We start from the raw sequence: 14,044 nt of genomic DNA on the forward strand, positions 1-14,044 counted from the left end.
ATGAAGAAATGCAAATCGTGTAAGTTTTTCTTGGGAATTGATGATGAGCAAGGTTTTTGTCGCAGATTTCCTCCTACTCCAATTCCTGGCAAAGATGATGCCATCTATTCACATTTCCCCATGATGCTGAATGATGGCTGGTGTGGGGAGTTCAAACTAAAAGCGGGGTCAAAATAATGAAAAATGCTCGAATTATTAACAATGCAGCGGTCGATGTTGTTGACGGAGACCCGTCTCAATTGTTTCACCCAAGCATCGCTTCTCAGTTTGTTTCGGTACCCAATGAAGTTGAATCTGGTTGGCTATTAAATACTGAAACTGAAGAATGGTCAGCGCCTGAGCCTGCAACACCTGCAGAAGTGGTTGCAACGCCTAAAAAGATTGATGTTATTAGCTTTAAGCTTCTGTTTACCTCGCCTGAGCGCATCAAAGCCAAAGAATTGCGTGCGACCGATGCCGTTATTGATGATTTCTGGTCGATTCTTGATGACCCAAGAACGCAGAACGTTGATATGGCGCTGACATCAATACAGCAGGCAATCATGTACACGCTGGACAAAATAAATACTGCCGGGGTGGTAACTGATGTTGAAGCACGAACAGCAGCCATTTTATCCGGTCAGTTGACTTAAAACGAATACTTGCAAGTAGAAAACTAACCCGCTCAGGCGGGTTTTTTATTGCCTGTAAGTCAAAGCGGAAATACCCCCGTTTCATCCAAAAAAACTCCATTAAATTTGTATGCAATTAATCACTTTGCAGGAGCAAATAAAATGGCAACAGAAGGTAATTATATTGTTGATCAAGCACAGCTTACAAAATTGGGTTTCAACGATTCAATTGGAGCGAAGGTTGGTCCTTTTTTGGATTCAGGATGGTATCAACTTGTGGCTACCGCAAATTGCTTCGTCAAGATTGTAAGCAAGGAGGCGAATGCGCTTGGTGTTGATGCCGCCTCAGTCCTCGGTGCGACCGGCTGCGATCTATTTTCCGGCAACGGCGAGAAGTGGTACATCCCGAAAGGCGGATTTCTGGGAGCTATCGGATACCCCGGCAAATCAGGTGACATCAGGATTCATAAGGTGGGCACATAATGGGACAAATTAACCTGCTGGGGACGTTAGAGGATCAGGATGTGTCGTCGTACCTGCGAGATGGCGGCGGTAATATTATCGGCTTCAAAGACTTGAATGGCAGCCCTGTGCCCGTAACAAACAATGTTTTTGCTTCAGCCCCTGCGATGTTCGCAGAAACCTCCGCTGAAAACACAGTGGCATTTCTTAGTGCTGCAGCATTTACTGGGACGGGGAAAAGAACCAGGCCGTTGCCTATGATCTACACCGGAGGGTTATGGAGACCGTTCGAAGATTACGCCACCCTGTTTAAAATTCAATTCGGCACACAGACAACCCCTACGATGAATTTAGCAGCAGTGGGCGATTACCCCTTGCCCACTCGAATTGTTATACCAGGCGGGCTGCTCAATAGTGACGGTGACACGCTGTACACAATTACACGTACCCAAAAGCATGGAGCTATAGGCGCTGCGGCTGTGCAATGTCGCATGGGTAAGAATGCTGTATCTGCAAACAACTCGCTAGTGTTTCAGATCGCTCCAGCGGCGACCAATCTTGGCGGTCAGACACTGATATCCGAGGCTTTAAGGACGGGTGCTAATACTTTTTTTACTCAGAGTAATGGAACGTTAAACGCCAATCACGCGGCTGGGTTTTTTGCAGATAAGTCTACTAACGTCGATTTTGGCGTAGACCAGTATTTAGATTATTCACTGACTACTATATCAGCCGGGGATTCAGTCGATCTATTAAGTATTGAAGTGGTTCTGAAAACCGGGAGTTACCTATGACCATAGTTAACCCAGGATTCGGCTGTTTGACTTTTGATCCTGCTCGGAGGAGTGAGAGGGTCAGGTTTTACCCAGGTCATTATATGGGTTCTATCAAGCCAGAAGGTGGGAATGTAATTGACTCGTTATCGACAATTCTTAGCACCGATTTGCCAGCTTGTTCGGCATATCGCGGCATGCAAGAACGTGTGAACTGGCGTTATCTCGAACCAAGTGAAGGCGTGTACGATTTTAGTTTCATTCATACCCGCCTAACGCAGCTGCAGTTAAGCGGCGCTGATGTTAGAAAACTATGTATATTATTGGCGCAAAGAACTTTTACAAATAATCATTGCGTCCCGGATTACATGCTAACCGATCCTATCTATGAAGGTGGAGACCTTATACATTCTGGAGCTGGCAACGGTTACATGATTAAGTGGCAAAATCCTTATGTTGTAGAAAAATTCCGTTTGATGGTAAATGCGATGGCCGCGTCTCTAAACAGCGGCGGTCTTGCGCTGCGTGACAATCCGCAGTTAGCTATGTTAGCAATTTCTGAAACCGCTGCCGGTAGCGCGGCTATTAATTATCCTTTGCACTATGCTGGGCTGGGCCAAGCTCAAGCGCATTTAGTGCAGGCTTTTCCACAAACGCTTGTCCGCCAAATAACTAATTATCCTGGGCCTTATCTTGACACCATTTTTACAAATATAGCAGCATCTGGAATAACGGCGGTCGGCGGGCCTGACTCTTTTGATAACGAACCGGGATTAGAGAGCAATCAAGGATATCCTGGAATTTATCCGCGACTCCGAACAAATAAAGATAATTATGTAATAGTTATGGAGGTGCAGGGAAAAAATTATATTAATTCCGCCTTTAATGGCACTGGTTACGCTCCTACTGTGCAACAGTTGTTAGATTTTAATAAAGATCCTGCAAACTGGAACGCGCATATAATAATTTGGACACGGAGTACGGCTACCGGCAATTCAGGCACTGCTTTTGCAGACTACATTAATGTTCAAAACTTGCTCAACGAGGCAGCTCAAACGGCAGATCCTTTTGGTGGACTAAATAGATTAAGACCGCTACGCATTAGGTAATTAAGGCATAGTTACCCCGGCTGTTTTCTTAATTTTCGATTCTGCTTACGCGAGGATAAGTAATCATGGTATTTTTAATGGTATCTTCAAACATAAGATAATTTATATTCTTAAAAATCATCACTAATCTCAGGTTGTTTACAATTGAGTGGGAGTGATGTTTTATATATAACTTGATGATTTATAGTAATTAAATGGTTACATATCATTTACAATCTTATTCTAAATTGTGTAAAATTAGCGACTTATAAAAGTTTAGTTACACAATTTAGAAATCATTCTACAGAGTAATTGCAACTATCAACTCTGCTTATGATTTCTGTTCATTAATGTGCAGAAATGACATCAAACTTAGTCCCTAAAAAACAACCAAATCGCTCCAAAAGAGAAGCGTTTGATATCTATGATGGTGAAGTTAAGATCTATAGAACAACTTCAAAAATTTGGCAATTCCAAATGTGGATCAGCGAAGAACAAAAATATGTTAGAGAAACGCTTAAAACTGAGAATAGAGAAGATGCTATTGATAATGCTAAGAAGAAATACATCTTTTATAAAGCAAAGATCCACAATAACGAAAAAATATTCTCAATTACAGCTCAAGAATTGAGAGATCATTTCTTAATTTATGTTCAGAATCAGGTTGAGAATCGGCAATTATCAAAAGGTAGATTAATGAACATAAAAACCTATACAAAACATTACCTTGATTTTGTTGGCAAAAATACCAAGATTCAAAATATTGATACAAAAAAATTTAGAGAATACTTGGCTTTTCGTCGAATGAAAAAATCGGATATTTTAGCAACCGTTGTTCGTAATGAATCAATTACAATTAAACAGATGTATGCATTCGGTCAATCTGAGGGATTTTTAAAACAAACATACATCCTGGATTTTGGCGTTATTAAAGTCCCTAAAGATGAATCAGTTCGAGAAGCATATACGAGTGAAGAATACAAACAGTTAACTATCTACTCTAAAAATTGGTATAAAGCGAAAGATGTACAGAATGACCAGGAAAAATACTACAGACGTTTGATAAATGATTTCATCATTCTGATGGCAAATGGCGGATTTAGAACTCAAGAATTGAGACTGCTCAAGTGGAAAGATATAAAAAACATTTCCTTAACAGAAAAGGAAACTTTTGCAGAGCTGATTATCCGAGCTGAAAATTCAAAAGTGAATAAAAATCGGACGATTGAAGTGAGGCGAGGTGATGTCTTTGAACGGATTCGATTGTATTCAAAATATACTGAACGAGAAGACCATGTGTTTTCAGCTTATATCAAAAACACAGTTATTGATAAAAAGCACCTTTACAATTACTTCAATAAGCTAGTTTCTAAGGTTAAGACAAAATTTCCTGGTTTTGATGATACCAAGACACTTTATTCGTTAAGACATCTTTGGATAACTATGAGGATTTTGGCTGGACTTAATGTTTATGACATAGCTAAAATTAGTGGCACTTCACTCCAGCAGATTCAACATCATTACGATGCTGCACAAAGTTTAGTTACCAGTCGTAAGATGAATAAGAATACTCTTCGCTTTGATAGTCATGGTAATGTGATAATCGAAAGTGAAGATTCTTAGAGAATTATTGCATGGATGCATATTTTGAAGCATTTGATTTGTTTGAACTACTACAATTTACACATTGCCTTAAACTATCATCAAAACGCCATTCGAACGTTTTTGATTCATTTTCTTAATTGTTTATTTGTTAGTTTGGTTTTAACGGCCAAAAAATATTCAAATCTAAATCATAAGATCAAGAATGCTTTGTCAATGCCCTGTTATGATACTTTTTGTAAAGTAACAGAAGTACATGAAAATACTGGGAGTTACTTAACAAAAAGTAGAGCCAATTATTATGTGCTTCAAGGTAGGAAATTCAGCAGGAAAGATGATTGCTTAAATTTGAGAGTAAATTATAGAAATGTCGAGATGTGTAATTAAAATTGTCAAAAGAAAATCCAGCGATTAAATTTTCCATACAATCTCCACGTCATTTACTTAGAACTGTAACAGGACTTTATTCATTGAGGACAGCTTTTACCTAGATAATTCGAATGGAAATTTCCCTTACTTAAGAGTATATCTATAAATAAAAAGGTTTATTGATGAATCAGTTTTTTTGTTATCTATTCGAGGTGAGCATAAATGCAATTATTTAGGATGTCAGATATTACAAGACATGTCTTTAAGCTACTAACAATAGTATTTGTAAATTTGGTTGTCTCTACTACTTTAGCAGCTGACCCCGTTGCCACGGAATCCAAGGCATCAGATTCTAAAACAACTGAGTCTAAACTTGCTGATACTAAAATTTCTGAATTCTCGCCTACATCCTCTCTTAAAGTTATATCGATTAATCCTACTCAGGCAAATTTAGGTCAGCAAATTACAATTAAAGTTGATGGACTTGCTGATGCAATCAAATTAGGAAAGGAAAAGTTTGAGCTAGGTAAATTAATTTTGTATATAGATGGTTATCGTTTAGATGGCCTGAATGCAGAATCTATTGATCCTTTAAATGACACTATAACTATTACACTTGGGCGTAATGACAAAAATAAAGATAAATGGATATCCTTACTCGGTAGTCCTTATCCTTTAATCCGGGCAGTAAAAGTAAATTTGGGTTATGGCGATCAACAAATATTACCTTCTGCCTCCGAGCAACATATTGAATTAATTGTTATTAAGAAAGAATGGCTGATGTTTTATGTTGCACTGTTATTAGGAACTCTTATTATATTTTATAAGCTTGCCACTAAGTCCAATATTATTCGAGATTCAAATCCCCCCATGCCGGAGCCCGGTAAGAAGCCTTTCAGTTTGGCGAAGTTTCAAGCTTCATTTTGGTTTTTCCTAATATTTGCAGCTTTCTTATTTATTTGGATAGTGACAGGAGATCTTGCCAATACAATGACTGAGCAAGCCCTAATTCTCATGGGAATTGGAACTGGAACAGCATTGGGAGCTGCTATGATTGATAGTAGCAAACGAGAAAATGTAGATATTCAATTGGATAAATTAAATCCAGATGAAAGTAAGTTGAATGCTGAAGTATTAGAACTTAAAGCAAAAATATCTAATTTACAATCAATAATTAATGCTAATCCTCCAGGCACATCCGAAAATATGGAAGAACTTAGCAAGTCTAACATTCAGTTAGCTGAAAAGGAGGCTCAGCTTAGAGAAACGAATGACAAAATTGCTGAAGTTAAAACGGCTCTTAGCAAGCCAGTTTCGGAAGGTTTTATGAGAGACTTATTGACTGATGCCAACGGTATCAGTTTTCATCGATTTCAGATGCTTGTTTGGACATTTGTTCTTGGCTTTATTTTTGTAGTAGAGGTATTTAAGACATTGAGAATGCCCGAATTTAGCCCGACTTTATTAGCTTTGATGGGGATTAGTGCTGGTACTTATCTGGGGTTTAAGATTCCAGAACGGGTGAGTTGATGTTAAGACGTCATTAATGGCATTTAAATTTTTAAAAGAATTACATTGTAAGATTGCATATTTTACTTGAAGTATTTTTATATGCTGATCTTGCATAATAATTACAAGTTGATCATCTTAATCTGGATTTACGGACCTTCCGGAAGCACTGGTTGCTTTTTCCACTTCCTCTTCGAAGAGCCGTTCTCTACACCAAGAAATCGCCGAAATGACTGAGTTTTTTTTATCTGTTTTTATTTCTGAACTTTCCAAATATTTCTCAAAATGTGCTATTGCATCTTTACATTGATTATTGCTATATGCCATTTTAGCAAGATTATAATGATCTTCAGGGGTAAGTCCATTTGATGATTCAACAACAGTGGAAAATAAAAATATCAGACTAATCAACCAGCTTTGGCTTTTCGTTGTCATTGTGACCCCTTTCGATTTTTTCTGTTGATTTAAAGTCAATACCTTTGGATATGGTTATTCCTAATACTAAAGCACCCATTAATACAAAAAAAGTACCAGGTGCAGCTTTTTTAATTATTATTTTGTTGTCCCTGAATGATCCTTCTACTTCCCCAGAATGTCCCCATATTCCTGCCATAAATAACTTGAATCCCATATAACATAATAAAACTCCGGTTACTAAGCTAGTTATCTTGTATATAGTTACTGCAATTACCCTTGAAGTTTCAAGATCCAATGGTTCATCCTCACAAATTATAAATATTTTTCAACTTGCCACTCCATAACCTTATTTCTGTCGTTCATTATTGATAGTTGGAATTTTAAGTTTCTTTTGCAAACTTTTATTGATATTAAATCAGTATCATATTGTAAGACAAAAATATTCTTTTACAAAATTGTATAAAGCTTTACTGAGAGATTATTTCATTTTTGTTCTTGGCTTGATTGTCGTCATACAAGGAATAATAAACAAGACTACCTAGAATGGATTAGGACAAATAGATTTCCGCTCATGAAAACATGGGTAGAAAATTATTGCCCAAAGTTGATTATATGTGTTAGTAAAAAAGTTACTTAGGGGATTATGCCTTAGCATTTGCTGATGATGGGTTAACATTTAATCTAGTTATGCTTTATTTTTAAGTGATTCTAGTTGTAGAATAATTACTGCACAATAAAAGGGGTTAATACTATGAAGACAACCATAGCTTTATGTTTCGGTGTTTTTGCATTACTTATGGGATGTACCACAGCCGATACCGCTCAGGAGTCGAAAGGAGAAAAGTCGGTTCAAAGTCTAAACAATTCAATCGAAGCAAAGACATTGCCCGCTAACAAATACAATCTAATCACGGAAGATATATTTGATAAGGCTTATCAGAGTGAAATAGTGAAATACTGGGATGGTTATGGTAAGAACGGCAATTTTTCTGGGATAGATGGAGTGGAAATAAAATACAAGACATTTATTAGAAATGATGAAAAAGGAGCCATTGTCATTTCTAGCGGTCGGACGGAGGGGTATATCAAATACCAGGAATTAGTATATGACCTAGGCAAACAGGGTTACTCTATATATATAATGGATCATCGTGGTCAGGGTTTTTCGGGAAGGATGACACAGAACAAGCAAATGGGTCATGTAAAAAAATTTGACGATTATGTAGAGGATCTGAAATATTTCGTTGACAATGTTGTAAAACAGATTCCTCATAAAAATATATTTTTACTTGGACACTCGATGGGTGGTGGTATTGCAACACTTTATATTGAGAAATATCCTGACGATTTTAAAGCAGCGGCGCTGTCATCTCCAATGCACGAACCAGGAGATCGTTTGCTTTTCATTAATGAAGGTTGTGGAGCAGTTCGGGCGACTCGTTGGTGGAGAGAAAATGTTTTTGGGATTAGTGAGCCTAGATATGTGGCTCTGAAAGGTGATTACAGTAGACCAGCATGCACTGGAAGTGAAGACGATTTAACACATAGCATTGTACGTTGCACAAAGGTCGCCGATCTTTATGAAAATAAAAACTTCCATGATGTGAAACTGGGGGGGCCTTCAACACATTGGGCTGCTGAAGCTTGTGAAATTGCAGTAGAATTAAGATCTAAGAAAGAAACTAATAAAATTAAGATACCTGTACTGGTCTTACAGGCTGGTGATGATAAAGCAGTAAATTCGGATGGCCAAAATGAGTTTTGTAATAACCTCCAAAGCAACCCCAATAAACGTCGATGTTTTGGTGATAAACCGCAAATCATTCCAGGTGCCTACCATGAGCTTTTTATTGAAAAAGACGAATTTCGTATACCAGCATTAACCAAAATTTTGGATTTCTTTGTGGAAAATCATTAACTAATATTTTTTTCTTGGGTGAGAATAGACCCTCTGTTAAACAAGGATCATAGGGTGGGGATTAGTTTGATTGTAATCTACCCCACTTCTAAAACATCAGGCTAGTACAGATCAGTGATTTCTGAGTTGGAATAGTGTCGATAATAGAATATGCTTTACTAAGTTTGGGCCTCTGTTGTTAGTAATCTATATACCGAAGCTTTAGATAATTTATACGTTGCCATTAAATCTTTTATCAAAATCCCTTCAGAACGTTTCTGTTGCATTTCCTCAACTTGCTTATCTTTTAATTTGGATTTACGTCCAAAAGCAATTCCATTCTCTTTAGCCTTTTTTATACCCTCCATTTGGCGTTCTTTTCGAAGTTCTGTTTCAAACTCAGCAATACTGGCCAATATCCCAAAAAGTAATTTTCCTGTTGGACTGGTTGTATCAATCGATTGATCAATAACTCGGAAGCCCACTCCCTTATGATTTAATTGTTTCAGGATATTGTGAAGATCAACGGTAGATCGAGCAAGCCTATCAAGCTTAGTGATAATTAATACATCGCCTTCTCGAACGTAATCCAGACAGTTTTTTAACTCTGGCCTGTTAGCAGTTACACCTGATCTCTTTTCTTGATAGATCTTGTCACATTGACTTTTGTTAAGCTTATCTACTTGCACGTCAAGAGATTGGCCTGTGCTGCTTACCCGAGCATATCCAACTAATTCCATGTCTTATAATTCCTATAATGTTAGAAGAATATAATTATAAGACATTATTTGAGACATGTGTGCAATGATGTATCACAAACTATACTTTTTGATACGATATAAGTATCGAAATTGCAAATAGAACAAAGTAGATTGGGTCATTTTTATGACATATCATTTGCCAGCGATTACGATATGAAATATATCTATCGAGAAAGATTACTTATACACATACTCCCATGTATATGTATTAATCAGGTTGCATCACATATAGAAACTTGCATCGATTCACATTGATCAACTTTAAACCGTGAGGATTAGTATTTCCAACTAAATTAATTATCATCATTGGGAATATCTGATAGTCTCATCCTACGGCTAAGGTAAATGCATACTCCATATTGGGTTTTCGAGAATTTGGAATTGAAATATTTTTGAAAGGTAGTCATGACAGTTAATTTATTCGGTGATGTTCGAGCAGAACGTGATCATGAAATGCTTGATAAAACATTTTATGAATCTCAAAATTACAGAACTTTATATGAAAGTAAAGACCGTTTTATAGTTGTTGGTCGAAGAGGTACTGGCAAGAGTGCATTGACTTATCGTTTATCCAAAGATTGGGAAGCTCGTAAATACTCAACTATTATTATCGCTCCTGCTGAAGAGCAAGTAATAGGAATTAGATCAATAGCCGAACAATTTGGAGATTCAGTAAGCAGGATAAGATCGGGTATCAAACTGGCATGGAAGTATGCAATGCTGCTAGAGGTAGCCCTTGTCTGTCAAAAGAGCTACAAGACAGCAGATAAAATTCGAAATTATCAGACCCTTAACACTCATTTAGATAAGTGGAAAAGTTGTGGCAACCACGCTTTTGATAGATTACGTGTGACTCTTAGAAAAAATTTACATGGTATTAATAATCCCAACGACAGAATTGCAGACCTTCCAGGTATTTTGGATATACGTATCCTAACTGAAGAAGTTACGTCACTCATACAATCTTTAAACTTTGGGATTGTTGTGCTTATCGATAGATTAGATGAAGGCTATGAACCTGACACAATAGGAATTGGAATTGTCGATGGAATCATTTATGGAACTGACGAAGTTAGATTATCGCTAGGTGAAAAATTACATGCACTTGTGTTTCTTCGGGATAACATCTTTAGAGCTGTACAGAAGGAAGATCCTGACTTCTCAAGAAACTTAGAAGGTCAAATATTACGTCTTCATTGGGATTCAGAAGAGTTGTTCTATATGGTATGTAAGCGTATTCGTGTGGCATATAATTTGAAGATAGAAAGTGATGTGAAAATTTGGAACACAATTACTACTAATGAATTACATGGGCGAGAAGGTTTTAAGAAATGCTTGCAACTTACCCTTTATAGACCACGAGATGTTGTTGCATTATTTAATTCTGTAATTGAGCAGGCTAGAAAGCATCAAAGAGACAAATTATTGGATATTGATTTCAAGTCATCATCTAAACAAATATCAACTATCCGGTTCGATGATCTTGGAAAAGAATATGCTAGTGTCTTTCCAGGTATAGCCAAACTTACAGCAGCGTTTTCAAATGGGCCTGCTAAATTTGAAGTTTCACATGCAGTGGAAACAATTAGAACTGTTCTAAATTACCCTTCAATTAGTGCTGACACACTTCAACATGCAGCAATACTGGGATCCGAGGAAGATATTGCAAAAGCACTATATGGTGTGGGTTTTTTTGGGGTATTTGATCTACAAAGAAGCACATGGATCTTTTCTCATGATGGAAAGCAGCCTGATAGAAATATTGCAACACATGACATTTTAATGATTCATCCATGCTATTGGAGTGCTCTCAATTTAAAAGAAGAAATCGATCAGAGTGTTGCAGAGGAGATTTACGATGAATACGAAATCACCATAGATTCACAGAGCACTAAAGAACGATCAACTAAGCTTGGTCAAATTATTTCTGAATTGCAAACCATTCCTACTGGAGCAGAAAATGCTTCAGATTTTGAAAATTGGTGTAAAAGAGTAATTGATATTGCTTTTGCAAAAGAATTAACAAACATTCAATTACATCCCAATAAATGTGCCGTCCAGAGAAGAGACATTGTTGCCACTAATCAAGGATTAAGAGGCTTTTGGAAGCGTATTCGGGAGGATTATGAAACACGGCAAGTTGTGTTTGAGATTAAAAATTTTGAGGAAATTGGAATTGATGAATATCGACAAGTAAATGGTTATTTGACGAGAGAGTATGGCAAGCTCGGATTCATTATTTGTAGAGATAAGCAACCTGGGTTGATGAAGAATAGAGAACTTGAGGCATTCAAAGAATTTTATCTCCAAGGCAACGTAATTATCAAAATTACTGCACAGATATTAACTGGTATTTTATCAAAACTTCGAAGCCCAGCAAAAGTTGATGCTGGTGATCTAGCATTAGACAAACAACTAGACACTCACATACGCTTATATTCAACTGGCCAAGGGGATAAGGCAAATGCTCGAACACGTAAGAAAAAATAATAATTAATTTATTAACTATTATTTTCGCTGACTAAGAAATCATCGAAATTGAGATATCTATATCCAAGGTAGCAGGCTGACTTACACACTACCCGCTAATCTGATATTACCGGGTACAGCTATGATAAATGGCACTGGAATGGGCTATCTAATGTTATAACTGGCAATTCAGCTAACAATCAATTAAATGGCGATACAGGTAATGATGTTATTGATGGAGGTGCAGGTACTAACATCTTAACGGGTGGAACAGGTAACGATATCTTCAAATTTACTACAAAAGGTCACATTGACATAATCACTGACTATAACGTAGTTAATGACTCCATCCAGCTTGAGAACGCTGTCTTTACTGCATTAAGCACACCTGGCACCCTTTTGGCCAGTCAATTCAGGGTCGGCACAAAAGCATTGGATTCCAATGATTTCATTATCTACAATAAAACTGCCGGAACTTTATTCTATGATAGTGATGGTAATGGAGCTGTGGCTGCATTTCAAATAGTAACCATCGGATCTGGATTGAATTTAACTAATGTAGATATTGTGGTGATCTAAAAAGAAATCCAAGAAGTGAATTAATTTAATTATAAAAAAAGCTAAAGTTATTTTAATTCTGGTCGATGACTAAAATCAGATAAGCAGAGATCCTATTATTTATATCTTTTTGAATAATAACGATATGACCGTATTTATCTGTTTTACCAATCATCTGACTTGACATTTATAAATAATCCACAACTTCAACAAAATATAAGCATTTCTTTAGTTAACCTTTTAAAGAAATTGAACATTCCAGTAACTGCCTGATAAATATATCATAACTCAACTGTTAAATTATTAATCAGGCATAAAAATATCTTTGCCGTTCCATAAGTTAATGAATGTATATCGGTCTTTTCCACAAAGTTATCCACAGAATATGTGGATAATTAAAGTTCTTCATACTAAATAAGATAATATCAATCATACTGAAAGTCGATTCTATAAATCCAGCTAATTATTATCTCCATTACCCTCTTTTTCTGTTTCAGAAATCGCTCCATTTCTGTTCATCAACATCCGAAACTTCACATTTCCAGCATTTATTGTTACCAGCATTAAAATCATTGAGTACGCTAAAAAAGCACGTACCAATGACCTCAATACTTCTTCGTATATTACAGCTAACACTCACCCAGTAAAGCTAATTGTTATCTGACCGGACAGGCCAGTTTTCGTCTAATAGCATTGCAAACCACATGATTATGAAAGAACGCTCTATGAATGGTTTCAAGATTTTGAAAGAAGATCAATAATTCAATCTTGTGTTAATCCAATTACTAAAGGTCTATTCATGCTACCTGCATCTTTTATTGATATAGATCAAGTAATTTATACAAAAACTGTATTAATCTAGCTTACGTAAAAATGTACGTTGGTTTGAAATATCAAGATAAGTATTTATTCTTTAAGTTAAATTTATCCAATTAAAAATGCAAAAAGTTTGGGTATTCATGTGTGCAATTGAATAAGTTAGCAAAACAGCTAACTAAATATAACAATCTAATTCTCTACCTTATCTTTTTTTCTTGCATATAAAAGGAAATGAAAAATGAAGAATATCGAGGTTAAAATTTTCAAAATTTTATTAATCGGGGTAACTTGTGCAGTAGTAAATTCCGTTCATGCAGCAACTCTATTTAGCGATGATTTTAATGACGCTAATCTGAGTTCTGAATGGGAAGTTGAAAGAGGTTCTGCCACGATGGACAATGGCTGGGTCAGATTGCAAGGGTCTACTCCTGGTACTAGGGATAGTTTTATCACGACTCATGAAGGATCCAATTGGTCGGATTATCATATTACGACCCGTTTCAATCCACTGGGAGGTGGCGATGATTGGTACAATGCCTTAATTGCATTTCGGGTGCAAGATATGCATGGATGGGCTGAAGGAACGTATTATCAAATATATATATATATACGCCAAATGCAGACCCCGGATTTCCCCCAAACATCGTATCTCTTCAAAAATCTTCGGATGGGGAACGTGTAGAACTTGCCCATTTTGATTTAGATCCAG

The 14,044-nt window shown here is 36.6% G+C and carries 13 protein-coding genes; 10 read left to right on the forward strand and 3 right to left on the reverse strand.

Translation table 11 applies throughout. From position 1 onward, the window contains the following. The 7 genes from NIT79A3_RS18680 (at window position 1) to NIT79A3_RS07365 (ending at window position 6,435) form a co-directional block, all read left to right on the forward strand. The gene (locus NIT79A3_RS18680; protein WP_013965582.1) at window positions 1-177 is read left to right on the forward strand and encodes a hypothetical protein; all 177 of its coding nucleotides are present in this window, start codon (window positions 1-3) and stop codon (window positions 175-177) included. Then, complete coding sequence (locus NIT79A3_RS07340; RefSeq protein WP_013965583.1) at window positions 177-632, forward strand: hypothetical protein; 456 nt, start codon at window positions 177-179, stop codon at window positions 630-632. Before NIT79A3_RS18680 ends, NIT79A3_RS07340 begins: the two co-directional genes overlap by 1 nt. A gap of 141 nt (window positions 633-773) precedes the next feature. After that, window positions 774-1,094 (forward strand): hypothetical protein, encoded by a 321-nt coding sequence (locus tag NIT79A3_RS07345; RefSeq protein ID WP_013965585.1) that lies wholly within the window; start codon window positions 774-776, stop codon window positions 1,092-1,094. A 41-nt stretch (window positions 1,095-1,135) separates the two neighbouring features. Then, window positions 1,136-1,867, forward strand: a complete 732-nt coding sequence (locus NIT79A3_RS07350) for a hypothetical protein (protein WP_156797040.1) — start codon at window positions 1,136-1,138, stop codon at window positions 1,865-1,867. Next, window positions 1,864-2,955: a hypothetical protein gene (locus tag NIT79A3_RS07355; protein WP_013965587.1), complete on the forward strand. Its 1,092-nt coding sequence runs from the start codon at window positions 1,864-1,866 to the stop codon at window positions 2,953-2,955. The genes NIT79A3_RS07350 and NIT79A3_RS07355 overlap by 4 nt, the downstream gene beginning before the upstream one ends. Window positions 2,956-3,294: 339 nt before the next feature. Further along, complete coding sequence (locus NIT79A3_RS07360) at window positions 3,295-4,557, forward strand: tyrosine-type recombinase/integrase (protein ID WP_013965588.1); 1,263 nt, start codon at window positions 3,295-3,297, stop codon at window positions 4,555-4,557. Window positions 4,558-5,142: 585 nt separating this feature from the next. Further along, window positions 5,143-6,435, forward strand: a complete 1,293-nt coding sequence (locus tag NIT79A3_RS07365) for a hypothetical protein (RefSeq protein ID WP_041360232.1) — start codon at window positions 5,143-5,145, stop codon at window positions 6,433-6,435. A gap of 117 nt (window positions 6,436-6,552) precedes the next feature. Here NIT79A3_RS07365 and NIT79A3_RS07370 read toward each other — a convergent pair whose 3' ends face one another. Beyond that, the gene (locus tag NIT79A3_RS07370; RefSeq protein ID WP_013965590.1) at window positions 6,553-6,849 is read right to left on the reverse strand and encodes a hypothetical protein; all 297 of its coding nucleotides are present in this window, start codon (window positions 6,847-6,849) and stop codon (window positions 6,553-6,555) included. After that, the gene (locus tag NIT79A3_RS07375) at window positions 6,818-7,126 is read right to left on the reverse strand and encodes a hypothetical protein (protein WP_013965591.1); all 309 of its coding nucleotides are present in this window, start codon (window positions 7,124-7,126) and stop codon (window positions 6,818-6,820) included. The genes NIT79A3_RS07370 and NIT79A3_RS07375 overlap by 32 nt, the downstream gene beginning before the upstream one ends. Before the next feature lie 456 nt (window positions 7,127-7,582). Between NIT79A3_RS07375 and NIT79A3_RS07380 the strand changes: the two genes are divergently transcribed. Further along, on the forward strand, window positions 7,583-8,749 hold the full coding sequence (locus NIT79A3_RS07380) for an alpha/beta fold hydrolase (RefSeq protein WP_013965592.1): 1,167 nt from the start codon (window positions 7,583-7,585) through the stop codon (window positions 8,747-8,749). A 158-nt stretch (window positions 8,750-8,907) separates the two neighbouring features. On the opposite strand, the gene NIT79A3_RS07385 is transcribed toward NIT79A3_RS07380, so the two are convergent. Next, the gene (locus tag NIT79A3_RS07385; RefSeq protein ID WP_013965593.1) at window positions 8,908-9,468 is read right to left on the reverse strand and encodes a recombinase family protein; all 561 of its coding nucleotides are present in this window, start codon (window positions 9,466-9,468) and stop codon (window positions 8,908-8,910) included. A 426-nt stretch (window positions 9,469-9,894) separates the two neighbouring features. Here NIT79A3_RS07385 and NIT79A3_RS07390 point away from each other — a divergent pair, with 426 nt between their 5' ends. Beyond that, on the forward strand, window positions 9,895-11,979 hold the full coding sequence (locus tag NIT79A3_RS07390; RefSeq protein WP_013965594.1) for a hypothetical protein: 2,085 nt from the start codon (window positions 9,895-9,897) through the stop codon (window positions 11,977-11,979). A gap of 1,594 nt (window positions 11,980-13,573) precedes the next feature. Next, on the forward strand, window positions 13,574-14,017 hold the full coding sequence (locus NIT79A3_RS07400; protein WP_013965596.1) for a hypothetical protein: 444 nt from the start codon (window positions 13,574-13,576) through the stop codon (window positions 14,015-14,017). The last annotated feature ends 27 nt before the right edge of the window (window positions 14,018-14,044 follow it).

Source organism: Nitrosomonas sp. Is79A3, from assembly GCF_000219585.1.
Lineage (GTDB): Bacteria > Pseudomonadota > Gammaproteobacteria > Burkholderiales > Nitrosomonadaceae > Nitrosomonas.

Bases quoted from the DNA above. Each gene is read 5' to 3' on its own strand.
- NIT79A3_RS18680 (WP_013965582.1), top strand. From the start codon at position 1: ATGAAGAAATGCAAATCGTGTAAGTTTTTCTTGGGAATTGATGATGAG.
- NIT79A3_RS07340 (WP_013965583.1), top strand. From the start codon at position 177: ATGAAAAATGCTCGAATTATTAACAATGCAGCGGTCGATGTTGTTGAC.
- NIT79A3_RS07345 (WP_013965585.1), top strand. From the start codon at position 774: ATGGCAACAGAAGGTAATTATATTGTTGATCAAGCACAGCTTACAAAA.
- NIT79A3_RS07355 (WP_013965587.1), top strand. From the start codon at position 1,864: ATGACCATAGTTAACCCAGGATTCGGCTGTTTGACTTTTGATCCTGCT.
- NIT79A3_RS07360 (WP_013965588.1), top strand. From the start codon at position 3,295: ATGACATCAAACTTAGTCCCTAAAAAACAACCAAATCGCTCCAAAAGA.
- NIT79A3_RS07365 (WP_041360232.1), top strand. From the start codon at position 5,143: ATGTCAGATATTACAAGACATGTCTTTAAGCTACTAACAATAGTATTT.
- NIT79A3_RS07370 (WP_013965590.1), bottom strand. From the start codon at position 6,849: ATGACAACGAAAAGCCAAAGCTGGTTGATTAGTCTGATATTTTTATTT.
- NIT79A3_RS07380 (WP_013965592.1), top strand. From the start codon at position 7,583: ATGAAGACAACCATAGCTTTATGTTTCGGTGTTTTTGCATTACTTATG.
- NIT79A3_RS07385 (WP_013965593.1), bottom strand. From the start codon at position 9,468: ATGGAATTAGTTGGATATGCTCGGGTAAGCAGCACAGGCCAATCTCTT.
- NIT79A3_RS07390 (WP_013965594.1), top strand. From the start codon at position 9,895: ATGACAGTTAATTTATTCGGTGATGTTCGAGCAGAACGTGATCATGAA.
- NIT79A3_RS07400 (WP_013965596.1), top strand. From the start codon at position 13,574: ATGAAGAATATCGAGGTTAAAATTTTCAAAATTTTATTAATCGGGGTA.